This is a genomic window from Paenibacillus xylaniclasticus (assembly GCF_004001065.1).
GTDB lineage: Bacteria > Bacillota > Bacilli > Paenibacillales > Paenibacillaceae > Paenibacillus_T > Paenibacillus_T xylaniclasticus.
Genome location: NZ_BIML01000026.1, coordinates 25,660 through 51,582 on the forward strand (window position 1 = coordinate 25,660; position 25,923 = coordinate 51,582).

Annotated in this window: 26 protein-coding genes and 1 other annotated feature; all 26 genes read right to left on the reverse strand. The window is 50.8% G+C overall.

Features of this window, described 5'->3' with window-relative positions:
• Window positions 1-18 precede the first annotated feature (18 nt).
• Complete coding sequence (rplB, locus tag PXY01_RS18200; protein ID WP_127571896.1) at window positions 19-849, reverse strand: 50S ribosomal protein L2; 831 nt, start codon at window positions 847-849, stop codon at window positions 19-21.
• A gap of 23 nt (window positions 850-872) precedes the next feature.
• Window positions 873-1,166: a 50S ribosomal protein L23 gene (gene rplW, locus PXY01_RS18205; RefSeq protein WP_127571898.1), complete on the reverse strand. Its 294-nt coding sequence runs from the start codon at window positions 1,164-1,166 to the stop codon at window positions 873-875.
• Complete coding sequence (gene rplD / locus PXY01_RS18210; protein WP_127571900.1) at window positions 1,166-1,789, reverse strand: 50S ribosomal protein L4; 624 nt, start codon at window positions 1,787-1,789, stop codon at window positions 1,166-1,168. Before rplD ends, rplW begins: the two co-directional genes overlap by 1 nt.
• A 28-nt stretch (window positions 1,790-1,817) precedes the next feature.
• Window positions 1,818-2,441: a 50S ribosomal protein L3 gene (gene rplC / locus PXY01_RS18215; protein WP_127571902.1), complete on the reverse strand. Its 624-nt coding sequence runs from the start codon at window positions 2,439-2,441 to the stop codon at window positions 1,818-1,820.
• A gap of 40 nt (window positions 2,442-2,481) precedes the next feature.
• Window positions 2,482-2,790, reverse strand: coding sequence for a 30S ribosomal protein S10 (gene rpsJ / locus PXY01_RS18220; protein WP_006037947.1), 309 nt, complete (start codon window positions 2,788-2,790; stop codon window positions 2,482-2,484).
• 456 nt (window positions 2,791-3,246) lie between these two features.
• Window positions 3,247-4,437: an elongation factor Tu gene (gene tuf, locus PXY01_RS18225; protein WP_127571904.1), complete on the reverse strand. Its 1,191-nt coding sequence runs from the start codon at window positions 4,435-4,437 to the stop codon at window positions 3,247-3,249.
• Between the two features lie 134 nt (window positions 4,438-4,571).
• Window positions 4,572-6,647: an elongation factor G gene (fusA, locus tag PXY01_RS18230; protein ID WP_127571906.1), complete on the reverse strand. Its 2,076-nt coding sequence runs from the start codon at window positions 6,645-6,647 to the stop codon at window positions 4,572-4,574.
• Between the two features lie 35 nt (window positions 6,648-6,682).
• Window positions 6,683-7,153: a 30S ribosomal protein S7 gene (gene rpsG / locus PXY01_RS18235; protein WP_127571908.1), complete on the reverse strand. Its 471-nt coding sequence runs from the start codon at window positions 7,151-7,153 to the stop codon at window positions 6,683-6,685.
• A gap of 89 nt (window positions 7,154-7,242) precedes the next feature.
• Window positions 7,243-7,662, reverse strand: a complete 420-nt coding sequence (rpsL, locus tag PXY01_RS18240; protein WP_127571911.1) for a 30S ribosomal protein S12 — start codon at window positions 7,660-7,662, stop codon at window positions 7,243-7,245.
• Between the two features lie 144 nt (window positions 7,663-7,806).
• Entirely contained in the window at window positions 7,807-8,046 is a 240-nt protein-coding gene (locus PXY01_RS18245; protein ID WP_127571913.1) for a ribosomal L7Ae/L30e/S12e/Gadd45 family protein, read from the reverse strand.
• A 237-nt stretch (window positions 8,047-8,283) separates the two neighbouring features.
• Window positions 8,284-11,910, reverse strand: coding sequence for a DNA-directed RNA polymerase subunit beta' (rpoC, locus tag PXY01_RS18250; protein ID WP_127571915.1), 3,627 nt, complete (start codon window positions 11,908-11,910; stop codon window positions 8,284-8,286).
• Between the two features lie 28 nt (window positions 11,911-11,938).
• A complete protein-coding gene (rpoB, locus tag PXY01_RS18255; RefSeq protein WP_127571917.1) occupies window positions 11,939-15,484 on the reverse strand; it encodes a DNA-directed RNA polymerase subunit beta in 3,546 nt (1,181 codons plus the stop codon).
• A 560-nt stretch (window positions 15,485-16,044) separates the two neighbouring features.
• The gene (locus tag PXY01_RS18260; RefSeq protein ID WP_127571919.1) at window positions 16,045-16,644 is read right to left on the reverse strand and encodes a class I SAM-dependent methyltransferase; all 600 of its coding nucleotides are present in this window, start codon (window positions 16,642-16,644) and stop codon (window positions 16,045-16,047) included.
• Between the two features lie 94 nt (window positions 16,645-16,738).
• Complete coding sequence (gene rplL, locus PXY01_RS18265) at window positions 16,739-17,101, reverse strand: 50S ribosomal protein L7/L12 (RefSeq protein ID WP_127571921.1); 363 nt, start codon at window positions 17,099-17,101, stop codon at window positions 16,739-16,741.
• Between the two features lie 74 nt (window positions 17,102-17,175).
• A complete protein-coding gene (rplJ, locus tag PXY01_RS18270; protein ID WP_127571923.1) occupies window positions 17,176-17,679 on the reverse strand; it encodes a 50S ribosomal protein L10 in 504 nt (167 codons plus the stop codon).
• Between the two features lie 55 nt (window positions 17,680-17,734).
• Window positions 17,735-17,886, reverse strand: a sequence feature (ribosomal protein L10 leader region).
• 11 nt (window positions 17,887-17,897) lie between these two features.
• Window positions 17,898-18,590 carry a 50S ribosomal protein L1 gene (gene rplA, locus PXY01_RS18275; protein ID WP_127571925.1) on the reverse strand — a complete coding sequence of 231 codons (693 nt, stop codon included), beginning with the start codon at window positions 18,588-18,590 and terminating at the stop codon, window positions 17,898-17,900.
• Window positions 18,591-18,721: 131 nt separating this feature from the next.
• Window positions 18,722-19,147, reverse strand: coding sequence for a 50S ribosomal protein L11 (gene rplK, locus PXY01_RS18280; protein ID WP_127571927.1), 426 nt, complete (start codon window positions 19,145-19,147; stop codon window positions 18,722-18,724).
• Between the two features lie 91 nt (window positions 19,148-19,238).
• Window positions 19,239-19,772, reverse strand: a complete 534-nt coding sequence (gene nusG, locus PXY01_RS18285; protein ID WP_127571929.1) for a transcription termination/antitermination protein NusG — start codon at window positions 19,770-19,772, stop codon at window positions 19,239-19,241.
• 23 nt (window positions 19,773-19,795) lie between these two features.
• Window positions 19,796-20,005, reverse strand: coding sequence for a preprotein translocase subunit SecE (gene secE, locus PXY01_RS18290; RefSeq protein ID WP_127532441.1), 210 nt, complete (start codon window positions 20,003-20,005; stop codon window positions 19,796-19,798).
• Window positions 20,006-20,023: 18 nt separating this feature from the next.
• On the reverse strand, window positions 20,024-20,173 hold the full coding sequence (gene rpmG, locus PXY01_RS18295; RefSeq protein ID WP_127532442.1) for a 50S ribosomal protein L33: 150 nt from the start codon (window positions 20,171-20,173) through the stop codon (window positions 20,024-20,026).
• A 464-nt stretch (window positions 20,174-20,637) separates the two neighbouring features.
• Window positions 20,638-21,288: an RNA polymerase sporulation sigma factor SigH gene (gene sigH, locus PXY01_RS18300; protein WP_127532443.1), complete on the reverse strand. Its 651-nt coding sequence runs from the start codon at window positions 21,286-21,288 to the stop codon at window positions 20,638-20,640.
• A 210-nt stretch (window positions 21,289-21,498) separates the two neighbouring features.
• On the reverse strand, window positions 21,499-22,029 hold the full coding sequence (locus tag PXY01_RS18305) for an NYN domain-containing protein (protein WP_127571931.1): 531 nt from the start codon (window positions 22,027-22,029) through the stop codon (window positions 21,499-21,501).
• A gap of 2 nt (window positions 22,030-22,031) precedes the next feature.
• Window positions 22,032-22,868 carry a 23S rRNA (guanosine(2251)-2'-O)-methyltransferase RlmB gene (gene rlmB, locus PXY01_RS18310; protein ID WP_127571966.1) on the reverse strand — a complete coding sequence of 279 codons (837 nt, stop codon included), beginning with the start codon at window positions 22,866-22,868 and terminating at the stop codon, window positions 22,032-22,034.
• Window positions 22,868-23,329 (reverse strand): Mini-ribonuclease 3, encoded by a 462-nt coding sequence (locus tag PXY01_RS18315; RefSeq protein WP_127571933.1) that lies wholly within the window; start codon window positions 23,327-23,329, stop codon window positions 22,868-22,870. The genes rlmB and PXY01_RS18315 overlap by 1 nt, the downstream gene beginning before the upstream one ends.
• Window positions 23,326-24,753, reverse strand: a complete 1,428-nt coding sequence (gene cysS / locus PXY01_RS18320; RefSeq protein WP_127571935.1) for a cysteine--tRNA ligase — start codon at window positions 24,751-24,753, stop codon at window positions 23,326-23,328. The genes PXY01_RS18315 and cysS overlap by 4 nt, the downstream gene beginning before the upstream one ends.
• On the reverse strand, window positions 24,750-25,439 hold the full coding sequence (cysE, locus tag PXY01_RS18325) for a serine O-acetyltransferase (protein WP_127571937.1): 690 nt from the start codon (window positions 25,437-25,439) through the stop codon (window positions 24,750-24,752). The genes cysS and cysE overlap by 4 nt, the downstream gene beginning before the upstream one ends.
• Window positions 25,440-25,923 lie beyond the last annotated feature (484 nt).

A 25,923-nucleotide genomic window follows, 5' to 3' on the forward strand; every position in this document is an offset into this window, starting at 1 on the left:
GATCTCATCAAGCACTCATTACTTCGTACGGCGACGAATAATGTATTGGCTCGAAGCTTTTTTCTTCTTGCGGGTTTTGAAGCCCAGCGTCGGTTTGCCCCATGGGGACATTGGCGATTTGCGACCGATTGGAGCGCGGCCTTCGCCACCGCCGTGCGGGTGATCATTCGGGTTCATGACGACACCGCGAACTTCAGGACGCTTGCCGAGCCAACGGGAACGGCCTGCTTTACCGATTTTCACGAGTTCATGATCTTCGTTGCCTACCGTACCAACCGTAGCGCGGCACTTCTTGAGAATACGGCGCGTTTCGCCGGACGTCAGACGAATAACTGCGTACTCATCCTCTTTACCGAGCAATTGAGCTTCCGTACCTGCTGCACGCACGAGTTGTCCGCCTTTGCCAGGCTTCAGCTCGATGTTGTGGATAACAGTACCGACCGGAATGTTCTCAAGCGGCAGCGAGTTACCGATCTTGATATCCGCTTCTGGGCCGGACATAACTTGGTCGCCAACTTTCAGACCTTTAGGCGCGATAATGTAACGTTTCTCGCCGTCTGCATAGTTGATCAATGCGATGTTCGACGTACGGTTTGGATCGTACTCGATCGTCGCTACGCGGCCAACAATGCCATCCTTGTTACGTTTGAAGTCGATGATGCGATATTTACGTTTGTGTCCGCCGCCATGGTGACGAACCGTAATTTTACCTTGGTTGTTGCGGCCTGCTTTCTTCGAAAGCGGAGCAAGCAACGATTTCTCCGGTACGCTTGTCGTGATCTCTTCGAATGTCGAGACGGACATAGCGCGGCGTGCCGGAGATGTCGGTTTATACTTCTTAATTGGCACTTGGTTTCCCTCCTATCTTCAAGTTATACAGACGCCTCGAAGAACTCGAGCTCTTTGCTGTCAGCGCTCAGTTGAACGATCGCCTTTTTCCATTCAGATGTATATCCGTTATGACGGCCATAACGCTTCGGTTTAGCCGGTACGCGCAACGTGTTCACGCTGTCGACCTTCACTTTGAAGATTTGCTCGACTGCGCTTTTGATTTCCGTTTTATTAGCACGGATGTCAACTTCAAAGACATAACGTTTGTTAGCCATGAAGTCGCTGGTGCGTTCCGTAATAACCGGGCGCTTGATAATATCGCGTGGGTTTTTCATTACGCAAGCACCTCCTGAACTTTCTCTACGGCTTCTTTCGTGATGATCAGCTTGTCATGCTGCAGTACGTCAAGCACGTTAATGCCGTCCGCTGCAACAAACTTCACACCCGGAATGTTACGCGCCGACAACGCTACGTTGTCCTCATAGTTAGCCGTAACTACGAGCGCTTTGCGAGCCACCTTCAGGTTGTTCAGGATAGCTGCGAATTCCTTCGTTTTTGGAGCTGCCATCGTCAGTTGATCCAGAACGACGATTTCGTTACCGATCACTTTCGTGGACAGAGCCGATTTGATCGCCAGACGGCGAACTTTTCTTGGAAGCTTGAATGCGTAGCTGCGTGGAGTCGGTCCGAATACCGTACCACCGCCAACCCATTGCGGAGCGCGAATCGAGCCTTGACGAGCACGACCCGTGCCTTTTTGTTTCCAAGGCTTGCGGCCGCCGCCGCGAACTTCCGAACGTCCTTTAGTCTTGTGCGTACCGCGGCGTTCTGCAGCCTGTTGCAGAAGCACTGCGCTGTGCAGTACGTGCGTGTTCGGTTGGATACCGAATACGCTGTCCGCGAGCTCAACTTCGCCTACTTGCGAGCCGCTCACGTTGTAAAGAGCTACTTTAGGCATAGCTAGTTCCTCCTTTCTTTAGAAACGATTATTTCTTCACTGTCAATTTGACTTTAACGAGTGCATTCTTAGGACCTGGAACCGAACCTTTAACCAGAATGACGTTGCGCTCTGCATCTACGCGCACAACTTCGAGGTTCTGGATCGTGACCGTTTCGGAACCCATGTGACCTGGCAGGTGTTTACCTTTAGGTACGCGGTTCGCTTGGATGGAACCCATCGAACCTGGACCACGGTGATAACGCGAGCCGTGGGACATAGGACCCGTGCTTTGTCCCCAACGTTTAATGGAGCCTTGGAATCCTTTACCTTTCGAAACGCCCGTTACGTCAACAAATTCGCCTTCCGTGAACAGGTCAGCCTTAATCACTTGGCCAACTTCATATTCGCCGAGGTTAATACCGCGAATTTCACGAATGTAGCGCTTAGGAGCCGTATTGGCTTTTTTCGCATGGCCGATTGCCGGCTTCGTTGCGTTCTTTTCTTTCTTATCCACAAAACCAAGCTGAACAGCTTCGTAGCCGTCATTCTCTTGGTCTTTCTTTTGCAGGACGACGTTCGGACCAGCTTCGATAACCGTTACAGGAATAACGTTACCTTCAGGCGTGAACACTTGCGTCATGCCAAGTTTTTTACCTAAGATACCTTTCATGTTGACACCTCTTTTCCTTTGTTACTCTATCATTTAGGTCTTACAGTTTAATTTCGATATCTACACCGGATGGCAGGTCGAGTCGCATCAGTGCATCAACCGTTTGCGGCGTTGGGTTTACAATATCGATCAGACGCTTGTGTGTACGCATTTCGAATTGCTCCCGGGAATCCTTGTACTTGTGTACCGCGCGGAGAACGGTGATGATTTGCTTTTCCGTAGGAAGCGGAATCGGACCGGATACACCTGCACCGGAACGCTTTGCTGTTTCCACGATTTTCTCAGCGGATTGGTCAAGAATTCTATGATCGTATGCTTTCAAGCGAATACGAATCTTTTGCTTTGCCATATGAGTCCCTCCTTCTATCGCCCAATTTTTTATCGGACATACTCCGTGAGAAAACCCGAGCACGTGCCCCATGGCAAAGGGGCCGGGTGTGTCGGCAACCTCTCACATCATCGCAACGTCACAGACCAACATTCAATATTATATCGGAATAAACGGGCGAATGCAACATAAAGTTATTCATTCGAACGATTCCATTTCATGCAATACGCCGTCAATGTTGTATCTGCATCTTCTCATGTTGACCGTTCCTTAATCCATATGCAACTATACCTCATTCAGAAGATTAATTGCAATAACTATAAATGGCATTAGTTCGATTACCGCTTTACTTTTAATTAATCTTAATTAACGTACGATCCAGCTGCCTGATTAATAAGCATGAATCATGCAGAAAGCCTCAAGTCAAAATGACTTGAGGCTTTCATTAACGCGTAACGGCGTTACCGCCGTCCGGCATTATTTTTGGATCGTTGCAACTGCGCCAGCGCCTACCGTACGGCCGCCTTCGCGGATAGCGAAACGCGTACCTTCTTCGATAGCGATTGGAGCGATCAGTTCAACCGTAACCGTAACGTTATCGCCTGGCATTACCATTTCCGTACCTTCTGGCAGGTTGATGATACCCGTAACGTCCGTTGTACGGAAGTAGAATTGTGGACGGTAGCCCGTGAAGAAAGGCTTGTGACGGCCACCTTCTTCTTTCGTCAGAACGTAGATGGAAGCCGTGAAGTTCGTGTGTGGTTTAACGGAACCTGGCTTAGCCAAGACTTGACCACGCTCGATGTCTTTACGGTCAACACCACGAAGCAGTGCACCGATGTTGTCGCCTGCTTGAGCGGAGTCAAGCAGTTTACGGAACATTTCAACGCCCGTAACAACGGATTTTCTGATTTCTTCTTGCAGACCGATGATTTCTACCTCGTCGGATACTTTGATCGTACCGCGTTCTACGCGACCCGTAGCAACCGTACCACGGCCCGTGATCGTGAACACGTCCTCGACTGGCATGAGGAAAGGTTTGTCCGTGTCGCGCTCAGGCGTAGGGATGTACGTATCGATGTGTTCGAACAGTTCGACGATTTTGTCTGCCCATTCGCCGTCTGGGTTTTGCAGAGCTTCACGAGCTGCGCCACGCACGATTGGCGTGTCGTCGCCTGGGAACTCATACTCGTTAAGAAGGTCGCGAACTTCCATCTCTACGAGCTCGAGGAGCTCTTCGTCTTCAACCATGTCGCATTTGTTCAGGAATACGACGATGTAAGGTACGCCTACTTGGCGGGAGAGCAGGATGTGCTCACGCGTTTGTGGCATTGGGCCGTCAGCTGCGGATACGACGAGGATAGCGCCGTCCATTTGTGCTGCACCCGTGATCATGTTTTTAACGTAGTCGGCGTGACCTGGGCAGTCAACGTGAGCGTAGTGACGGTTAGGCGTCTCATACTCAACGTGAGCTGTCGAGATCGTGATACCGCGCTCGCGCTCTTCTGGAGCTTTGTCGATTTGGTCGAATGCTACTGCTGCACCGCCGTATTTTTTCGACAGAACCGTCGTGATTGCTGCCGTCAGCGTCGTTTTGCCGTGGTCGACGTGACCGATCGTACCAATGTTAACGTGCGGTTTATTACGTTCAAATTTAGCCTTAGCCATTGAACTTGTGCCTCCTTAAATAAATAAATTTGATGTTGTGTATGTGGTAGTATCCGCGGCTTACGAATCGTCGCGCAAGCCGCAAGACAACCATGTAAACCTTATATTAAGCGATTACCCTGGGAACGTTAAGCTTAAGCGCCTTTGTTCTTCGAGATAATAGCCTCGGCGATCGAGCGTGGAACTTCCTCATAGTGGGAGAGCTCCATCGAGAATACGCCGCGTCCTTGCGTACCCGAACGGAGAACCGTCGAGTAGCCGAACATTTCTGCAAGAGGTACCTTCGCACGAACGATCAGGGAGCCGTGTTTCGTATCGGAACCTTCGATGCGGCCGCGACGGGAGCTGAGCATACCCATTACGTCACCCATGTATTCTTCCGGAACGCTAACTTCGACTTTCATGATTGGCTCGAGCAGTACTGGATCACATTTGTCCTTCGCTGCTTTGAGAGCCATCGAACCTGCGATTTTAAACGCCATCTCCGAGGAGTCGACGTCATGGTACGAGCCGTCGAATACCGTAGCTTTGATATCGACCATCGGGAAGCCGGCGAGGACACCGTTCTTCATCGCTTCTTCGATACCCGCTTGGATTGGAGCAATGTATTCACGTGGAATAGCACCGCCGACGACTTTATTCTCGAACGTGAAGCCTGCGCCTGGCTCTTGTGGTTCGAACTCAACCCAGCAATGACCAAATTGGCCACGGCCGCCGGATTGGCGAACGAACTTACCTTCTACCTTAGCAGCAGTTCTGAACGTCTCACGGTAAGCAACCTGAGGAGCGCCTACGTTCGTTTCAACTTTAAATTCACGAAGCATACGGTCTACGAGGATCTCCAAGTGAAGCTCGCCCATACCCGCGATGATCGTTTGGCCGGTTTCTTCGTCCGTGTGAGCGCGGAACGTTGGATCTTCTTCAGCCAGCTTCTGAAGAGCGATAGCCATCTTGTCTTGGTCAGCCTTCGTCTTAGGCTCAACCGCGAGTTGGATAACAGGCTCAGGGAAGTTCATGGACTCAAGAATTACCGGATGCTTCTCGTCACACAGCGTGTCGCCAGTCGTCGTATCTTTCAGACCTACTGCAGCCGCGATGTCACCGGAGTATACTTCGGTAATCTCTTGACGGCTGTTCGCATGCATCTGAAGGATACGGCCGATCCGTTCACGTTTGTTTTTCGTTGCGTTAATAACGTACGAACCGGAATTCAGAACGCCGGAATATACGCGGAAGAACGTCAACTTACCAACAAACGGGTCGGTCATGATCTTGAATGCCAGCGCTGAGAACGGCTCATCGTCTGACGATTTACGCGTCGTCTCCGTGCCATCTTCCAGTGTCCCCTTAATGTCAGGAACATCAACTGGAGAAGGAAGGTAGTCGACTACTGCGTCCAGCATCAGCTGTACGCCTTTGTTGCGGTACGAGGAGCCGCATACAACCGGGAAGATCTTAACTTCACAAACGCCTTTGCGGAGCGTTGCTTTCAGTTCCTCGATCGTGATTTCTTCGCCTTCGAGGTACTTCATCGTCAGTTCTTCGTCGAGTTCTGCGACTTTCTCAACCAAATCCGTACGAAGCTCTTCGACTTTGTCAGCCAGCTCCGCAGGAATATCGATGACTTCAGGCTCTTTGCCAAGGTCATCTTTATATTTATACGCTTTGCGCTCAATGATATCGATCATGCCGATGAAGTCATTCTCGGCACCGATTGGCAATTGAATCGCAACGGCATTCGCTTGCAGACGCTCGCGCATGTCATTAACGACATTGAGGAAGTCTGCACCGATGATGTCCATCTTGTTAACATATGCGATCCGCGGTACGCCATAGCGGTCAGCTTGGCGCCATACGGTTTCGGACTGAGGCTCAACGCCTTCTTTTGCACTGAATACACCGACAGCCCCGTCCAATACGCGCAGGGAACGTTCAACTTCAACCGTGAAGTCAACGTGACCTGGGGTGTCGATAATATTGATGCGATGACCTTTCCACTGAGCCGTCGTCGCAGCAGACGTAATCGTAATGCCGCGCTCCTGCTCTTGCTCCATCCAGTCCATCGTCGCCGCACCCTCGTGCACCTCGCCGATTTTGTGGGTACGGCCTGTATAGAACAGGATCCGTTCAGTAGTGGTCGTTTTACCCGCATCAATATGCGCCATGATCCCGATGTTACGCGTATTTTTCAAGGAGAACTCTCTTGCCATGATCTTGTCTCCTTCCAGTTATACGATTGTGTATCCTACCAACGATAGTGTGCGAACGCTTTGTTAGCTTCTGCCATTTTGTGCGTGTCTTCGCGTTTCTTAACAGCTGCACCCGTGTTGTTCGATGCGTCCAGAATTTCAGCAGCCAGACGTTCAACCATCGTTTTCTCACCGCGGTTGCGAGCGTAGTTTACGAGCCAACGAAGACCAAGCGACGTACGGCGCTCTGGCTTCACTTCGATCGGTACTTGATAGTTGGAACCGCCTACGCGGCGAGCTTTAACTTCAAGGACAGGCATGATGTTTTTAAGCGCTGCTTCAAAAACCTCCATCGGATCTTTACCCGAACGTTCTTGAATCAATTTAAAAGCATCATACAGCAGCGTTTGAGCAACGCCGCGTTTGCCGTCGATCATAATACGGTTGATGAGGCGCGTTACCAGTTTGCTGTTATAAACCGGATCCGGCAGCACATCACGTTTCGTTACAGGACCTTTGCGTGGCATGAGGATGTCCCCCTTTCTTCTTTAATCAATTATTCTGCCTCTTTCGAATCTACCCATTCCTGAGTTACATCGAAATCAGCATTACTTTATTACTTTTTATCTTTCGGACGTTTCGTACCGTATTTGGAACGAGCTTGTTTACGGTTGTTGACACCTGCAGTATCAAGCGCACCGCGAACGATGTGATAACGTACACCCGGAAGGTCTTTTACACGACCACCACGGATCAGTACGACGCTGTGCTCTTGCAGGTTGTGACCGATACCTGGGATGTATGCTGTTACCTCGATTTTGTTCGTCAGACGTACACGAGCATATTTCCGGAGTGCGGAGTTCGGTTTTTTCGGAGTCATCGTACCTACACGAGTGCAGACACCGCGCTTCTGAGGAGCGCTGATGTTCGTAGCTTCACGTTTCAGTGCGTTGAAACCTCTTTGCAGAGCTGGCGATTTCGATTTAACGACTTTCGCTTGACGGCCTTTACGGACCAATTGGTTAATTGTTGGCATGTTGCCACCCCCTTCCCATATTTGTACCGCTTATGATCTTGCTAACATTAAGCCCACAGATCCAGGCGATTCATAAAGAAACAAAGAAAAATTTCTGTCAGCCCGTCCATCATAAAACAAACTGCCGACAAAAATAACGATTCTCTATTCGTTATCTGAAGAGTCTGGTACGACCGCTGCCATCGCAGCTCCGACATCGATCCCGCAGGTTTCTCCGAGATCCTTCATCGTCTTCACCCATGCGACTTCAATCCCTTTCTCTCCACATAACCGGACGATACGGTCCGTCATTCGCGGATCTGCATCTTGAGCGACATAGACGAGTACGGCTTTGCATAGCTCTACCATCTTCGTCGTTTGCTTCGTGCCGATCTTGTACTGCATGCAATCACCTTTCTTCATCCAAGCGGACAGGGATTACACAAACAGGCACACTTCGATATATTAGCACCTGACGCCTATTCGTGTCAAGGCGAATCACTTCAATAATTCATAAAATATTACTGTAAAATTAAGGCTATTCATAAGAAACGGAACCTGTAGACGTCGGTAGAACCGTAAAAGCCTTCCGCTCCGTCTACAGCTTCCGTATACTTCTAAACTTCCAATTGTTAACGACGATTAAGATTCAATCGCAACTGATTGATTCTCTTCCGCGTTGTCGTTCTCGGTCACTTCCTCTTCCAAGCCTGCGAAGCGAATGTTCCGATAACGAGTCATACCTGTACCAGCCGGAATGAGCTTGCCGATAATGACATTCTCTTTCAGACCGAGCAATTGGTCGACTTTACCTTTGATGGCTGCGTCGGTCAATACGCGCGTCGTTTCTTGGAACGATGCGGCCGACAGGAACGAATCCGTCTCAAGAGACGCTTTCGTAATACCGAGGAGAACCGGCTTCGCAACAGCTGGCTCAAGGCCGGCAAGAATTGCGGTACGGTTAGCTGCCTCATATTCATGAATGTCGACGAACGAGCCAGGCAGAAGCGGCGTATCGCCCGCATCGACGATGCGGATTTTGCGAAGCATCTGCTTGATCATAACTTCGACGTGTTTGTCATTGATTTCTACACCTTGGTTCCGGTATACGCGTTGAACCTCTTGAAGAATATAGTTCTGCACGCCGCGGATACCTTTGATGCGCAGCATCTCTTTCGGGTCGATCGAACCGTCCGTCAGCTCATCACCAGCATCAAGCTTCACGCCCTCGCTTACGCGCAGACGGGAACCGTAAGGTACGCTGTATACTTTCGTCTCAGCTTCGCCTTGCACCTCGATCTCGCGGCGATCCTTCGCATCCCGAACTTCTTTAACGACGCCGTCAATTTCACTGATCGTCGCTTGACCTTTCGGGTTACGCGCCTCGAAGAGCTCTTGGATACGCGGCAAACCTTGCGTAATATCGTCGCCGGCAACGCCGCCGGTATGGAATGTACGCATGGTGAGCTGCGTGCCTGGCTCACCGATCGATTGAGCAGCGATGATGCCGACTGCTTCGCCGATTTCAACGAATTTGCCCGTTGCCAGGTTGCGGCCATAGCACATTTTGCAGACGCCATGACGTGCGCGGCAGCTGAGTACGGAACGGATTTGAAGCTGCTCGACACCTGCAGCGACGATCTGCTCCGCTTTATTCGAATCGATCAACTCGTTACGGCGGGCAATGATCTCGCGCGTCACTGGGTGACGTACAGTCTCAAAGCAGTAACGACCTTCAATACGATCGTACAGATCCTCGATAACCTCTTTGCCGTCGCGGATCTGGCTGACAGTAAAGCCTTTATCCGTTCCACAGTCGTCTTCGCGAACGATAACGTCCTGAGCAACGTCGACGAGACGGCGGGTCAAATAACCCGAGTCCGCTGTCCGAAGCGCCGTATCGGCAAGACCTTTACGTGCACCGTGCGTCGAGATGAAGTACTCGAGAACGGACAGACCGTCACGGAAGTTCGATTTAATCGGAATTTCAAAAATCCGGCCGGACGGTGTAGCCATCAGACCGCGCATACCGCCAAGCTGCGTAATCTGCGATTTGTTACCCCGTGCTTTGGAGTCCACCATCATCATGATCGAGTTCGTGCGTTCCATCGATTTCATGAGTGCGTCCGTTACACGGTCTTTTGCTTTACTCCAAATTTCAATGACACGGTCGTAACGTTCCTCGTCCGTAATGAGACCACGGCGATATTGGTTCGTTACCAATCTAACCTTCTCATCGGATTCCGCCATGATGTCCACTTTCTCAGCTGGAATCGTAACGTCCGCTACTGCCACCGTAATGCCGGCACGCGTCGAATACGTGAAGCCAAGCTTCTTGATTTGGTCAAGAATCATCGACGTTTTCGTCGTCTCATAGACGCGGAAGCATTCTGCAATGATGTTACCGAGATACTCTTTACCTACTGCCGCAGCCATAGGGAGAGCGTCCGAGAACGCCTGCAGGTCAGCGCCCTTCTCGTATACGAAATATTTATCCGGCGTTCCGTTCAGAAGATTCGTTTTGGAAGCTTCATTGATGTACGGGAACGTATCCGGGAAAATTTCATTGAAAATGATTTTACCGACTGTAGTCGATAAAAGCGCGTTCTGCTGTTGCTCGGTGAACGACTTCTTGCCCAGCACACGAGCAGGAATGAACACGCGAGCATGGAGCTCAGCCGCGCCGCGCTGGTACGCGGATACCGCTTCGTTAACCGATGCGAAGACGAGGCCGCTGCCTTTGGCGTTCTTGTTGTCGAAAGTCAGATAGTAACTGCCGAGAACCATATCCTGGGACGGAGTTACGACTGGCTTACCGTCTTTCGGGTTCAAAATGTTACCCGATGCAAGCATCAGCAGGCGTGCTTCCGCTTGCGCCTCTGCCGACAACGGAACGTGAACAGCCATCTGGTCACCGTCAAAGTCAGCGTTGTACGCCGTACAGACGAGCGGATGCAGACGAATCGCTTTACCTTCAACAAGAATCGGCTCGAACGCTTGGATACCAAGACGGTGAAGCGTCGGTGCACGGTTCAGCAGAACCGGATGCTCCTTAATGACTTCTTCGAGAACGTCCCATACTTCCGCGCTTACACGTTCGACTTTGCGCTTCGCGCTCTTGATATTATGCGCAAGACCTTTGTTCACAAGCTCTTTCATAACGAAAGGCTTGAACAGCTCAAGCGCCATATCTTTCGGCAGACCGCATTGATACATCTTAAGGTAAGGTCCTACGACGATAACGGAACGGCCGGAATAGTCAACCCGTTTACCGAGCAGGTTTTGACGGAAACGTCCTTGTTTACCTTTAAGCATATGGCTGAGCGATTTAAGCGGACGGTTGCCCGGGCCCGTAACTGGACGGCCGCGACGGCCGTTGTCGATCAACGCGTCGACAGCTTCCTGCAGCATCCGCTTCTCGTTCTGCACGATAATGTCCGGAGCGCCCAGATCAAGAAGACGCTTCAGACGGTTGTTCCGATTAATAACACGACGATAGAGATCATTCAGGTCGGACGTTGCGAAGCGTCCACCGTCGAGCTGAACCATCGGACGAAGCTCCGGCGGAATGACCGGAAGTACGTCGAGAATCATCCAATCCGGACGGTTACCCGAGCTCTTGAAAGCTTCGATAACTTCCAGACGCTTAATCGCACGGTTGCGGCGCTGCCCTTGAGCCGTACGAAGCTCTTCTTTCAGCGTTTCGAGCTCCTTCTCCAGATCGATATCTTGAAGCAGCTTCTTAACAGCTTCTGCACCCATTCCTGCTTGGAAGCCATAGCCATACTTCTCACGATAGCTGCGATATTCCTTCTCGGACAGCAGCTGTTTCTTCTCAAGCGGCGTATCGCCTGGATCTGTTACGACATAGGATGCGAAATAAATGATCTCCTCCAGCGAACGAGGCGACATATCGAGCGCCAAGCCCATCCGGCTAGGAATCCCTTTGAAATACCAGATGTGCGATACCGGAGCAGCGAGCTCAATATGGCCCATCCGCTCACGGCGCACTTTGGAGCGCGTTACTTCGACGCCGCAGCGATCGCAGACGACACCTTTGTAACGTACCCGTTTATATTTACCGCAATGGCATTCCCAGTCCTTCGTCGGTCCGAAAATCTTCTCGCAGAAGAGCCCTTCTTTCTCCGGCTTCAACGTCCTATAGTTGATAGTTTCCGGTTTTTTAACTTCTCCGCGGGACCACGATCGAATTTTATCGGGAGATGCCAGCCCGATCTTCATGTATTCGAAGTTGTTCACGTCCAACAAGGAGCAACCCTCCTTCGTCAAGTATCGCTTATTCGATTCCAGCTTCGGCGCCTTCCAAGTTCAAATTGAGCTTGTCGCCTGTGCCGTCTTCTTCGTCGTCGATTTCCAACATTTCGATTTCTTGCTCATCCTCAGACAAAATCTTCACGTCCATACCCAAGCTTTGAAGCTCCTTAATCAATACTTTGAATGATTCAGGAACGCCTGGCTCTGGAACATTCTCGCCTTTGACGATCGACTCGTAAGTCTTCACGCGGCCTACAACGTCATCCGACTTGACGGTCAGGATCTCTTGGAGCGTATAGGCTGCGCCGTACGCTTCAAGCGCCCATACTTCCATCTCACCGAAGCGCTGACCGCCGAATTGCGCTTTACCACCAAGCGGCTGCTGCGTAACGAGCGAGTAAGGTCCCGTCGAGCGGGCATGGATTTTATCGTCAACCATGTGCGCGAGCTTAATCATATACATGACGCCGACCGTTACTTCACGTTCAAATTGCTCGCCCGTGCGGCCGTCGTACAGGATTGTCTTACCGTTGCGCTGCATACCTGCTTCTTCCATAGCGTTGAACACGTCATTCTCGCGTGCTCCATCGAATACCGGTGTAGCAGCGTGAATGCCGAGACGTTTGCACGCCATACCAAGGTGAACCTCGAGTACCTGACCGATGTTCATCCGCGAAGGTACGCCCAGTGGGTTCAGTACGACTTCAACCGGTGTTCCGTCCGGCAGGAACGGCATATCCTCTTCCGGCATAATGCGCGCGATGACACCCTTGTTACCGTGGCGTCCTGCCATCTTGTCGCCCTCGGAAATTTTACGCTTCTGAGCGATGTAAGCACGAACGAGCTGGTTAACGCCCGGAGGCAGCTCATCGCCGTTCTCACGGGTAAATACTTTAACGTCCACAACAATGCCGTCTGTACCATGTGGCACGCGCAAGCTGGTATCGCGTACTTCACGAGCCTTCTCACCGAAGATTGCATGCAGGAGCCGCTCTTCAGCAGTCAGCTCAGTTACGCCCTTAGGCGTTACTTTACCGACGAGAATGTCGCCAGCACTAATCTCAGCACCAACACGAATAATTCCGCGCTCGTCAAGGTTCTTCAGCGCTTCTTCGCCGACGTTCGGGATATCACGCGTAATTTCTTCTGGTCCGAGCTTCGTGTCACGTGCTTCAGACTCATACTCTTCAATATGAATCGACGTATAGACATCTTCTTTCACAAGCTTCTCGCTAAGGAGAATCGCGTCCTCGTAGTTGTAGCCTTCCCAAGTCATGAAGGCAACGACAACGTTACGGCCCAGCGCCAATTCGCCTTGCTCCGTCGAAGGACCGTCAGCGAGAATATCGCCTTTGCGGATCACATCGCCTTTGTGAACGATCGGACGCTGGTTAATGCACGTTCCTTGGTTGGAACGCATAAATTTGTGCAGTTTATGTTTAACAAGATCTCCTTGCACCGGCTTGCCATCAACCATTTCAACCCGGCGAAGCAAAATCTCATTTGCTGTTACCCGTTCAATGACACCGTCATATTTGGATACAATACATACTCCGGAGTCTTTAGCTGACTTATGCTCCATTCCTGTTCCTACCAGCGGAGCCTTCGGAATAAGAAGCGGAACGGCTTGCCGCTGCATGTTGGAACCCATGAGCGCGCGGTTCGAGTCATCGTTCTCAAGGAACGGAATGAGCGCCGTAGCGACGGATACAACCTGCTTAGGCGAAACGTCCATATAGTCAACGCGATCGCTAGGCATCGTCAGAATGTTATCGCGCTGTTTGTTGTAACGAACGAGTACGATATCTTCTGCGAATTTGCCTTCTTCCGTCAGCTTAGCGTTCGCCTGTGCAACGACGTAGTTATCTTCTTCATCAGCCGTCATGTAATCGATCTGATCCGATACAATGCCTGTCTTAGGATCAACCCGACGATACGGAGCTTCGATAAAGCCGTACTCGTTAATACGGGCGAACGTAGACAGGGAGTTGATCAAGCCAATGTTCGGTCCCTCTGGCGTCTCGATTGGGCACATCCGGCCATAGTGGGAAGGATGCACGTCACGAACCTCGAAGCCCGCGCGTTCGCGTGTCAGACCGCCCGGTCCGAGTGCCGATAGACGACGTTTATGCGTCAATTCAGCAAGCGGGTTCGTCTGATCCATGAACTGAGACAGCTGAGACGAACCGAAGAACTCTTTGATCGATGCAATAACCGGACGAATGTTAATTAGCGCCTGAGGCGTAATGGCATTCGCATCCTGTATGGACATACGTTCGCGAACGACGCGCTCCATACGGGACAGACCGATACGGAATTGGTTCTGAAGCAGCTCGCCAACGGAACGGAGACGACGGTTACCCAGGTGATCGATGTCATCCGTGTTGCCGATGCCGTGCAGCAGGTTAATAAAATAGTTGATCGATGCGATAATATCTGCCGGAGTAATATGCTTAACCGACTTATCGATAATACCGTTCGATACGAGCTTCACGACTTTACCGTCCTCGATCGGCGAGAATACGTTAATCGTCTGCAGAGGAATCTCATCAGCGTTCAGAACACCATTCGATACATGGTAGGTCTTGAAGCCGACATTGCTCTCTAGACGCGGCAAGATTTCATCCAGAAGGCGGCGATCAACAAGCTGGCCAGCCTCTGCAATAATTTCGCCCGTAGCCGGATCGACAAGCGTTTCAGCTAGGCGCTGATTGAACAGACGGTTCTTAATGTGCAGCTTTTTGTTGATTTTGTAACGACCTACGTTCGCAAGATCATAACGCTTCGGATCGAAGAAGCGCGCGACGAGCAAGCTCTTCGCATTCTCGAGTGTAGGCGGTTCACCTGGACGAAGACGCTCGTAAATTTCGATGAGCGCTTTCTCCGTCGAATCGGTGTTGTCTTTGTCCAGCGTATTGCGTATATATTCATCTTGCCCGAGCAGGTCCAAAATTTCGGCATCCGTACCAAAGCCCAGAGCGCGGAGCAATACCGTAACCGGAATTTTACGAGTACGGTCGATACGGACATAAATGATGTCCTTAGCATCCGTCTCAAGCTCCAGCCATGCACCGCGGTTCGGGATAACCGTCGCCGTGTAGGTACGCTTAGCGTTCTTATCGACCTTCGTGCTGAAGTAGACGCTAGGGGAGCGGACCAACTGGCTGACGATTACCCGTTCTGCACCGTTGATAATAAACGTGCCCGTCTCGGTCATAAGCGGGAAATCGCCCATGAACACTTCTTGTTCTTTAACTTCGCCCGTTTCCTTGTTAAGGAGACGCACTTTCACACGAAGTGGAGCCGCGTACGTAACGTCGCGTTCTTTTGACTCATCAACTGAATACTTAGGCTCACCTAAGCTATAGTCAATAAATTCGAGTGACAGATTGCCCGTAAAGTCCTGAATCGGCGAAATGTCCTGGAACAGCTCAAGTAAGTCGGTTTCCAGAAACTTCTCGTACGATTTTTGTTGGATTTCAATCAGGTTCGGAACCTCGAGCACTTCGTTAATGCGCGCATAACTTCTCCGCGTGCGTCGACCATACTGAACAAGTTGTCCTGCCAACTTAACCTCACCCCTCATGTCTGCTTCACAGCTTACGTATCGTAAAACAATAAAAACTTCCGCGACGGTCGCTGCATCAACCTGATGCTTTCCGTCTATCTGAGGAAGTTTTCAGACCGTCAAGCGAAGCTAATGTCCGCCTTTCACAGACCCAGCTTCGCTTGACGACTTTAAATCTTTGTGAGTTACAACTCCTTACGGCACCTTCTACAAAGGAAGGTCCGGGCGGCGCTTTTCCTCGCGAGATAAGGAGGCGTTGATTATTGCTTGATCGCTTTCTTATCTCGTAAGGAAAAGGCTCGATCCCGAAATGATTTCGATGAAAGAGCAACCAGCCGGAGCATGATAGACCGAATCACAGCATAGAGGCTCATACTACAGTAATTTTGCCCAAAACGTAAACATTATACGTCATCTTGTTATTTTCTATGCATGATGCGGTCGAATTTTGTTCTTGACATTTTAGCTGGCTAAAGAGAAATAGCCCAGTCTAATACTGACATTTTATAATAATATCACAACCGAAATGTCAAGTCAACAATTAGTTACGATTGTTCTTATCATTCGTGAGTCGCTTTAAAAATACGGTACCCTTTGTCCTTCGTTACTTCTTCGACTGTTCCGAAAAGCTGCGCAAGCTTTGCTTCAGCTGAAGGAGCGCCCTGCTTTTTCTGTATGACGACCCACATCGTTCCTCCAGACTTCAGCAGCTCGTACCCTTCCTCGAATATTTGATGTACGACCGCCTTACCTGCCCTTATCGGTGGATTCGTTACAATAACGTCATACCTCTCGTCTCGCACAGCTTCATAGATGTCACTCTGCAGCAGTGTAACATTGCCTATGCCGTTGAGCTTAGCATTCTCTTTCGCAAGCTGGACTGCACGTTCGTTAATATCGATCATCGTAACATGCCCGCGAGCAGCAAGCTTAGCGCACGTTAAGCCAATTGGACCGTACCCGCACCCAACGTCGAGAACTTTGGCATCAGGAGGGATGTCGATCGTTTCGATTAATACTCGGCTTCCGTAATCGATTCCCGATTTGGAGAATACGCCGGCATCAGTTATGAACTTGAATCGGAAACCGCGCAGCTCCGTCTCATGTACTTTGCGGTCATGCGCCGCCTCAGGCGTCCTCGAGTAATAATGATTTGACACGGTCGTCTCTCCTAACTCCTAATAGAGTTGCATAACAGGAACGAACCCCTCGAAGCCGTTAAGCTCCAAGGGGTTCGCCATCTCGTAAACGAGATTATTTTACTTCTACCGTAGCGCCTGCTTCTTCCAGCTTAGCTTTGATCGTTTCAGCTTCTTCTTTCGAAACTTTTTCTTTCAGCGCTTTAGGAGCGTTGTCTACAACTTCTTTCGCTTCTTTCAGGCCGAGACCCGTCAGTTCGCGAACAACTTTGATTACGTTGATTTTGGACGCGCCAGCGTTCGTCAGGATTACGTCGAATTCGGATTGCTCAGCTGCTTCAGCTGCGCCGCCGCCTGCTACTACTGCTACTGGAGCTGCAGCCGTTACGCCGAATTCTTCTTCAATTGCTTTTACCAGATCGTTCAGTTCGAGAACTGTCATAGCCTTGATGGCTTCCAAGATTTGCTCTTTAGACATGGTTAAACCTCCATAAAATTAAGTTATTGGTATGGTGTTGCTATGCCGTCCTCATTAGGCGGCAGGACATTTCATTAAGCTTGTGCTTCTTGCTTCTCCGATACGGCTTTGACTGCCAGTGCGAAGTTGCGAACTGGAGCTTGGAGCACGCTGAGGAGCATGGACAACAAACCTTCGCGGGACGGAAGCTCCGCCAGCGCTTTGATTTGGTCAACGCCTACAACACGGCCTTCAACAACGCCGCCTTTAATCTTAAGAGCTTCGTTCTTCTTGGCGAAGCTATTCAGAATTTTGGCAGGAGCAACAGCGTCGTTAACGCCGAACGCGATTGCCGTTGGACCCGTAAGAACAGCGTCCAGTTCCGTAAGCTCAGCGGATGCCGTTGCACGACGAACGAGCGAGTTCTTCAATACTTGGAACTCAACGCCAGCTTCACGAAGCTCTTTACGAAGCTCCGTAACTTGCGCTACGTTCAAACCACGGTAGTCCGCTACAACTGTAGTCGAGCTGTTGCGAAGCTTCGCAGCGATTTCATCAACAACCAGTTGTTTCTCTTGGATGATTTTTGCGTTTGCCATTCTGTACACCTCCCGTAAAATATTGCACATTCCGTCTTTTGCGTTTCCCCGTCCGTGATGCATGAGAAAGGCCCTCGCAGACGATGCGAAGGCCATGATGGTCTGTTTATTCCTAAGCGGAAGAGACAAACACTATATCATAACACCTCGGTAGGAAATTAAGCCGTTCCCGGCACCTACTGTCTACGGTATGCGTATTCGAAGTTAGCGCGAATCTCTTAACGGAACGATGCTACGTTCAGACGAGCGCCAGGGCCCATCGTCGAAGAGATTGCAATGTTTTTCAGGTACACGCCTTTAGCCGATGCTGGTTTAGCACGGTTCAGCGCATCGATCAACGTTTTGAGGTTCTCAGCGAGCTTCTCAGAGTCGAACGATACTTTGCCGATCGGAGCAAGGATTTGACCTGCGCGATCAAGACGGTACTCGATTTTACCAGCTTTGATTTCAGCAACTGCTTTAGCAACGTCGAACGTTACTGTACCAGCTTTAGGGTTAGGCATGAGGCCTTTACCACCGAGAATACGGCCGAGTTTACCGACTTCAGCCATCATGTCCGGCGTAGCTACGCAGACATCGAAGTCGAACCAACCTTGTTGGATTTTGTTGATCATGTCGGAATCACCAACATAATCTGCGCCGGCAGCTTCTGCTTCCTTTGCTTTTTCGCCTTTGGCGAATACGAGAACGCGTTTCGTTTTACCCGTGCCGTGAGGCAGGACTACAACGCCGCGAACTGCTTGGTCTTGTTTACGCGAGTCTACACCCAGACGTACCGCGACCTCAACCGTCTCGTCGAATTTCGCCGAAGCGGCTTTCTTCACGAGCTCGATTGCTTCGAGTGCTTCATAAGTTGCTTCGCTGTCAATCAGCTTAGCAGCTTCCACGTATTTCTTACCGCGTTTAGCCATTTTGGAATAACCTCCTGTGTGGTAGTAGCGGAATATCCTCCTTGCGGATGATCCTCCCACTGTCACGTGAGACGTACAACAACATCACACGCCGCCATTAGGCGCAATCCGTCACAATGTACGAATTGGAATTAGTCTTCGATAACAACGCCCATCGAGCGCGCCGTACCTTCGACCATGCGCATTGCCGCTTCCACGGATGCTGCATTCAAGTCTTGCATTTTTTGCTCAGCGATTTCACGCACTTTCGCACGTTTCACCGTTGCAACTTTCTTCTTGTTCGGTTCGCCGGATCCTTTGGAGATACCTGCTGCAACGCGAAGCAATACTGCTGCCGGCGGCGTCTTCGTCTCGAACGTAAACGAACGGTCTTCGAATACGCTGATTACGACAGGAATGATCAGGCCCGCTTGGTCAGCTGTACGAGCGTTGAATTCCTTACAGAACGCCATGATGTTTACGCCTGCTTGACCGAGTGCTGGACCGACCGGCGGTGCCGGATTAGCCTTGCCTGCTGGGATTTGCAGTTTAACCATCTTGATGACTTTCTTTGCCATTCTAAACACCTCCTTAAACCAGTAATGCCCTTATGCTCGGAGCTCGGCTCCGATTCGCCGGAGGCGCCGACGACTTTCGGAAACCAGATTATTATATCTTCTCCACCTGTGTATAATCAAGCTCAAGTGGGGTCTCCCTGCCAAACATGTTGACGTGTACCTTCAGTTTGCTCTTATCGAGCAAAATCTCTTCGATCGTGCCGACAAAGCCCGCGAAAGGCCCTACCTTCACGCTGACGGTTTCTTTCAGTTCGAACTCGATCTTCGGTTTCGGCTCCTCGATGCCCATGTGTCTCAAAATTTGATCCACTTCTTCCGGCATCAGCGGAGTCGGCTTAGATCCGGACCCTGTCGAACCGACGAAGCCCGTTACACCGGGAGTATTGCGAACGACATACCAGGAGTCATCCGTTTGAATCATTTCCACCAGGACGTAGCCGGGGTAAACTTTACGCATGACGGTCTTCTTCTTCCCGTCCTTGTTCACCACTTCTTCTTCCATCGGAACGAGCACGCGGAAGATCTTATCCTCCATGCCCATCGATTCGACTCGGCGTTCCAGGTTCGCCTTCACTTTGTTCTCATACCCAGAGTAAGTATGGACTACATACCACCGTTTTTCCATAGCCATCCACCTTCGGACTCTTCTTAAACAATCAGTTCAACCAATTCAGAGATCCCGATGTCAAGAACCCAAAAGTAGACTGTCACGAGCACAATTGTAACGAGTACAACAATCGTATAGCTTGTCAACTCTTTACGGCTCGGCCACTTTACTTTCTTCAGTTCTGCCCAACTGTCTGCGAAGAAACTGAACGTTGTTCCGAAGCCTTGCTTCATCTTAGCCAAAAAAGCCACGTTCACACCTCCAATAGACTATCTCGTCTCGCGATGAGGAGTATGCTCGTTACAAAACTTGCAAAACTTCTTCATCTCGATGCGGTCGGGGTGGTTGCGCTTGTTCTTGTTCGTTGCGTAGTTTCTTTGTTTGCAGTTCGTACAAGCCAACGTAATGATTACCCGCATTTGAAGTACACCTCCTGAGCTGTACTTGGTGCTGCTCATTTATGCTGAATCATGATTGATTCTTGAGCCAATAGGTTGAAAATTGCAGTTTTGGACCTACCCAAACAGATTATCATATCGCAATTTTCGTGTCAATGCCGATATATTCTACAGCATTCTCGGCCAAGAACAAGAGCAACCCCGCATCGTTACTAGCTTCCATGACAGTTAAGGTACATCAGATACTCTTGATGCAGTATGGCCAATTTTTGGTAAAATAGACATAGTTGCAATATTCTATCGCCTTCGCATGTCATTCAATCCAATCCCTCGCCATACAGCGCAAAATCTATTCTATGTGCGATCACGAATAACTCTACTATATCTTACACTTACAACATGACACCTAACAACTAAAAAGAGACGCTTCCGCGCCTCTTATAATTGCACTCTATCATAACATTCAGCATCCTGCGAGCTAGATGCTAGCTTCCGACATCCCGCAACTCTAAATAACGCTCCAGCTTGCGCTTGACGCGCTGCAGTGCATTATCAATCGACTTCACGTGTCGGTCAAGATCAACTGCAATCTCCTGGTACGACCTTCCGTCCAAATACAGCATGAGCACTTTACGCTCAAGATCGCTCAGTATCTCGGACATCTTGTCTTCGAGACCAACAAACTCTTCCTGATTAATTATCAGTTCTTCCGGATCAGACACCCTAGTGCCGCAAATAACGTCGAGCAGGGTACGATCGGAATCTTCATCGTATATCGGCTTATCCAGCGAGACGTATGAATTGAGAGGAATATGCTTCTGACGTGTGGCTGTCTTAATCGCCGTAATAATCTGCCGCGTAATGCACAGCTCGGCGAACGCCTTGAACGACGACAGCTTGTCCCCCTTGAAATCCCGAATCGACTTATATAAGCCAATCATGCCTTCCTGGACGATATCCTCCCGGTCGGCTCCGATCAGAAAATAAGAACGGGCTTTCGCGCGAACGAAATTACGGTACTTGTTAATCAAATACTCTAAAGCTTCGCTGTCGCCTTCGCGGACCGCCTCCACGATATCCTCGTCCGTTCTGCAGTCATATCCGTCCGTACTCGTTTCTTTGAGGTCGATGCTCACGAACTATCCCTCCGGCCTGCAAGGCGTGCACTGCTCGACTCAAACTCTATCAAGCATAGAAACAGTATACATTATGTAACTTCCAGACGTCAACCGAAACGAGCTTCCATTCGCTATTACAAAGTACTATTTTTGTAAGCATATGTAAATAAATTGCTAGCTATTTGTCATATATATGTCAGGGATGATGATACACCTCTGACATATATATTACACTTCCCCGCGCCGCATCCTTTCGAACTTCGCTCTCACGTCTAGAGACAGCGTCCCATCGAGCGTATTCCGCTTGGACGGCTTTGCTTCCACTTCCCGCAGTGTCGCTTGAATCAGCTTCCTTTTCTGCTCGACATCGATCAGAAGCTCTCGGGCTGATATTCTAAGCGCTCCTTTACCGAATGCGACATGCTGCTCCGTCATATCAGAGGTCGCAACATAGATGTCACGGCCTCTTATCGTTAATTCCGACACAAGCCGCTCGATGCATTCGTCCGCCGTTTCCTTCTCCCTCGTATAGACGACCATCAGCTTATGCTGCTTGAACTTAGCCCCTAATCCGGGAACTTGATGAGCGTCAAAGACGACGTACACCAGCATCCCGGTAAATCCTTGATAGTCCGCCAGCATATCGAGCAATGCATCCCGTGCATCCTCTAGATCCCGATCGCGGAGACGGTTCAGCACCGGCCATGCGCCGATTATATTGTAGCCGTCGACCAGAAGCACGTCTCCCTTCCGGTTCATCGTTATACGCCCCGACGCTGCCGCAGCACTTCGTACATGAGAACGCCAGCGGCTACCGATGCATTGAGCGAGTTCAGCTTGCCAGCCATAGGCAGCTTCACAAGGAAATCACACTTCTCTCGTATGAGGCGTCCCATCCCCTTGCCTTCGTTGCCAATAACCAGCGCAAGCGGCATATCGAACTTCGTACGATAGACGTCTTGTTCCGCCGCAACGTCCGTCCCCGCTACCCATACCCCTTGTTCCTTCAGCGATTCAATTGTCTGCGCCAGATTCGTTACCCGTGCAACCGGAACGTACTCAGCAGCTCCTGCTGACGTTTTCGCTACCGTCGCAGTGAGGCCGACTGAACGGCGCTTGGGAATGATAACGCCATGCACCCCTGTACATTCCGCCGTCCGAAGAATGGAACCGAGATTGTGCGGATCTTCAATCTCGTCCAGTAGCAGAAGGAACGGCGTCTCGCCCTTCGCCTTCGCCGCCTCAAGCAGCTCGTCCACTTCGTAGTAGCGATAAGGCGCCACCTGGGCAATAACTCCCTGATGGGCGACCTCCCCTGCCATCGAATCAAGCTTGCGCTTATCGGCGAATTGAACGATAATTCCCAACTGCTTGGCTTCCGCCACGATCGGAGCAGTCAAATGCTTCTGCGCGCCTTCAGCTATCCATATTTTATTAATTTCTCTGCCTGATCGCAGCGCCTCTAGAACGGGATGCTTGCCGGCAACGATTTCTTCGCCGCCTGTCAGCTCCTCTTCTCTAGCACGCTCAGTCGTACGGACCGATTGTCCATCGGAGCGGCGGCGTTCTTGTTTAAAAGGTTGACGGTGTTGTTTCATCATAATTCCTCCTGGGGCGACTTCAGCCCTTCTTCATCAAGTGCGACCGCCAGCAGCTCCCCGATTCTTGCCCCGCGCCGTTCATAGAACAAATAGCCGAACAGCGCTTCCAGCGCCGTTGCGTGCCGATAATCAGCGGGATCCGCGTTCTTCGGCGGCGAGCCTGACTTGGCATTGCGCCCTCTGCGCACAATGTCCGCCTCTTCTTCCGTCAACAGCGGCATTAGACGCTCAAGGGTTAGCCGCTGCGCCTTGGCCGACACTCGCCTGGTCGCTTCCCGATGCAGCTCATGCGATTTGTGATTCGGCTTCGATATCAAATATTGGCGGACGAGCAGCTCATACACTGCATCGCCCGCATAGGCGAGCACAACCGGATTCATTAGCCTTGCCGGTTTGGCTGGCTCATGAAAGAGCAGATCGTGCACTTCCAGCTTAGCTTCTCGTTCATTCCCGCTCATTTGCGCCGCCACTTAATGCCTTGCGGCGTGTCTTCGAGCACGATATTCTCCGCTGCAAGCAGATCACGAATTTCGTCAGCTCGCGCCCAATTCTTCGCTTTACGTGCTTCCGTACGTTCAGCGATCAGCTTCTCAATCTGCTCGTCGAGCAGATCCGCCGCATCGTCCTGAACCGGCAGCAAGCCAAGAATTCGATCAAACCTCTCGAACAGCGCAAGCAGCGCGTGAAGCTCACCGACAGACACGTCTTGCTTCAGCATTACGCCATTCGCTTCCGACACGAGCTCGAACAGTGCGGTTACTGCATCCGGTGTATTAAAGTCATCGTTCATCTTCGCGGTAAACCGTGCGTCGATCTCCTGCAGACGAGCATCGAGCTCATCATTGCCAGAGACCGAGCCTTGCCAAGACGTGCTGTCTGTACCGAGCGAAGCAAGCCGGTGGCGCAGGTTCGATACGCAGTTCGCGATACGCTCTACGCTGTTCTCCGCTTGCTTCACCGTGTCATCGCTAAAGTTCAGCGGACTGCGGTAGTGCGTCGTCAGCATGAAGTAACGAATGACATTCGGTTTGATACGTTTCAGCAGTTCCCGAACCGTAATGCCGTTACCGAGCGACTTCGACATTTTCTCATTATTGATATGAATATAACCGTTATGCATCCAGTAACGGGCAAGCGGCTTTCCTGTCAGCGATTCCGACTGCGCCACCTCACACTCATGGTGAGGGAACTGCAGGTCGTGGCCTCCGCCATGAATGTCGAGCGTATCGCCCAAATACTCGCGAGCCATCGCCGAGCACTCGATATGCCAGCCCGGACGGCCTTCTCCCCAAGGACTAGGCCAGCTGATTTCACCTGGCTTCGCCGTTTTCCACAAGACGAAGTCCTGCGCATTCTCTTTGCGCTCGCCAACCTCGATCCGAATGCCATGCTGCAGCTCTTCCGTATTCTGATGCGACAGCTTGCCGTACTCAGCGAACTTGCTCGTACGGAAATATACGTCCCCGCCGCTCTCGTATGCGATATCTTTCTCCACTAGTGCCTGGATAAAATCGACGATCAGCGGAATATGGTCCGTAACACGCGGATTGCGAGTCGCTTTATGAACGCCAAGCGCTTCAATGTCTTCGTTGAATGCAGCAATGAATGTATTGGCTACTTCCGGCACAGTAGTGCCAAGCTGCTCCGCTTTGCGAATCAGCTTATCGTCAACATCCGTGAAGTTGACGATATACGTCACTTCCTTGCCGAGTGCTTCTAGATAGCGTCTCACCACATCAAAAAAGATAACCGGACGCGCATTGCCGATATGAATATAGTCATATACGGTCGGTCCGCATACGTACATCTTCACTTTGCCCTGCTGCTGCGGCACGAATTCCTCCTTCGTGCGAGTCATCGTATTGTAAATAGATAGCGTCATTTGATCGATTCTCCTTCGAGTACGGGCACTTTCTCCTGGGACTTCCCCTGAAGCGCCCTCAATTCGCGCACCTCATGTCTGAGGTCTGTAATTTCCTTCTGCATCATACGCAGCATCTCGACGACTGGGTCCGGCAAGTTGGTATGATCAAGCCGGTCGTTTACCTTCTCGCCGTTACGTCTGACGATTCGCCCTGGAATGCCGACAACCGTGCTGTTCTCCGGCACAGCACGCAAGACGACCGAGTTCGCCCCGATATTGGAATTGTCGCCGACCTTGAACGAGCCGAGCACCTTCGCTCCGGATGCAATGACTACGTTATTGCCGATCGTCGGATGCCGTTTGCCCTTCTCCTTACCGGTTCCGCCGAGCGTCACCCCTTGATAGATAATAACGTCATCGCCTATCTCGCACGTTTCCCCAATGACGACACCCATGCCATGATCGATGAATAACCGTTTGCCGATCCGTGCTCCGGGATGAATCTCGATACCGGTCATGAAGCGACTGAATTGCGAGATACCTCGCGCGATAGTGAACCATCCTCGTTTATAAAAACGGTGCGCAATCCGATGTGCCCATATCGCGTGCAGACCCGAGTAAGTAAACACGACCTCCAGGCGGCTTCGAGCCGCAGGATCGTTATCGAATACCGCTTGAATATCCGAACGAATTTGCTTGAACACTCCGACTCCCCCTTCCTCTCATGTCCGGTTGTCCGGACCATGGTATGCCAACACCGTCATGTGTGTATTAGTGCAAAAATCAAAAGATCCGCTGCTATACCTCCTAAAGCCGTTTCAAAGGCATTCTTCAACGATCGCCAATACTTCCTTAGGTTCGTTATATGCAAAAAGCCTCCACAGTCCACATCGGACTGCAGAGGCGTATAATCGCGGTTCCACTCTGCCTGAACGCTCTTGCCATTGTACTGGCAGCTTGCTGGAAGTTAAATATAGCATGCGCGTTCATCTCATATGCCTGATAACGGTGGCATTCCGTTGCCGCCTACCCCGTCAGCATAACGTCCTTCCCTTAAGCTTGGCTGTTCGCCAAAATAAGATACGACGTATCAAATGCAGTCGGATCGGAGCAAGGCTCCCAGGTGCATCAGCATCGCGTCGGAACTAGACAACTTGCAGCCTTATACGTACCGCTCTCTCCATAAGA

Bases quoted from the DNA above. Each gene is read 5' to 3' on its own strand.
- rplK (WP_127571927.1), bottom strand. From the start codon at position 19,147: ATGGCAAAGAAAGTCATCAAGATGGTTAAACTGCAAATCCCAGCAGGC.
- rlmB (WP_127571966.1), bottom strand. From the start codon at position 22,868: ATGAAACAACACCGTCAACCTTTTAAACAAGAACGCCGCCGCTCCGAT.
- PXY01_RS18245 (WP_127571913.1), bottom strand. From the start codon at position 8,046: ATGCAGTACAAGATCGGCACGAAGCAAACGACGAAGATGGTAGAGCTA.
- rplL (WP_127571921.1), bottom strand. From the start codon at position 17,101: ATGTCTAAAGAGCAAATCTTGGAAGCCATCAAGGCTATGACAGTTCTC.
- rplD (WP_127571900.1), bottom strand. From the start codon at position 1,789: ATGCCTAAAGTAGCTCTTTACAACGTGAGCGGCTCGCAAGTAGGCGAA.
- rpsJ (WP_006037947.1), bottom strand. From the start codon at position 2,790: ATGGCAAAGCAAAAGATTCGTATTCGCTTGAAAGCATACGATCATAGA.
- fusA (WP_127571906.1), bottom strand. From the start codon at position 6,647: ATGGCAAGAGAGTTCTCCTTGAAAAATACGCGTAACATCGGGATCATG.
- rplJ (WP_127571923.1), bottom strand. From the start codon at position 17,679: ATGGCAAACGCAAAAATCATCCAAGAGAAACAACTGGTTGTTGATGAA.
- rplC (WP_127571902.1), bottom strand. From the start codon at position 2,441: ATGAAAGGTATCTTAGGTAAAAAACTTGGCATGACGCAAGTGTTCACG.
- rplA (WP_127571925.1), bottom strand. From the start codon at position 18,590: ATGGCTAAACGCGGTAAGAAATACGTGGAAGCTGCTAAGCTGATTGAC.
- PXY01_RS18305 (WP_127571931.1), bottom strand. From the start codon at position 22,029: ATGAACCGGAAGGGAGACGTGCTTCTGGTCGACGGCTACAATATAATC.
- PXY01_RS18315 (WP_127571933.1), bottom strand. From the start codon at position 23,329: ATGAGCGGGAATGAACGAGAAGCTAAGCTGGAAGTGCACGATCTGCTC.
- nusG (WP_127571929.1), bottom strand. From the start codon at position 19,772: ATGGAAAAACGGTGGTATGTAGTCCATACTTACTCTGGGTATGAGAAC.
- rpsG (WP_127571908.1), bottom strand. From the start codon at position 7,153: ATGCCACGCAAAGGTCCTGTAACGAAACGTGATGTGCTGCCGGATCCG.
- rpmG (WP_127532442.1), bottom strand. From the start codon at position 20,173: ATGCGGGTAATCATTACGTTGGCTTGTACGAACTGCAAACAAAGAAAC.
- rpsL (WP_127571911.1), bottom strand. From the start codon at position 7,662: ATGCCAACAATTAACCAATTGGTCCGTAAAGGCCGTCAAGCGAAAGTC.
- cysS (WP_127571935.1), bottom strand. From the start codon at position 24,753: ATGACGCTATCTATTTACAATACGATGACTCGCACGAAGGAGGAATTC.
- rplW (WP_127571898.1), bottom strand. From the start codon at position 1,166: ATGAAAAACCCACGCGATATTATCAAGCGCCCGGTTATTACGGAACGC.
- tuf (WP_127571904.1), bottom strand. From the start codon at position 4,437: ATGGCTAAGGCTAAATTTGAACGTAATAAACCGCACGTTAACATTGGT.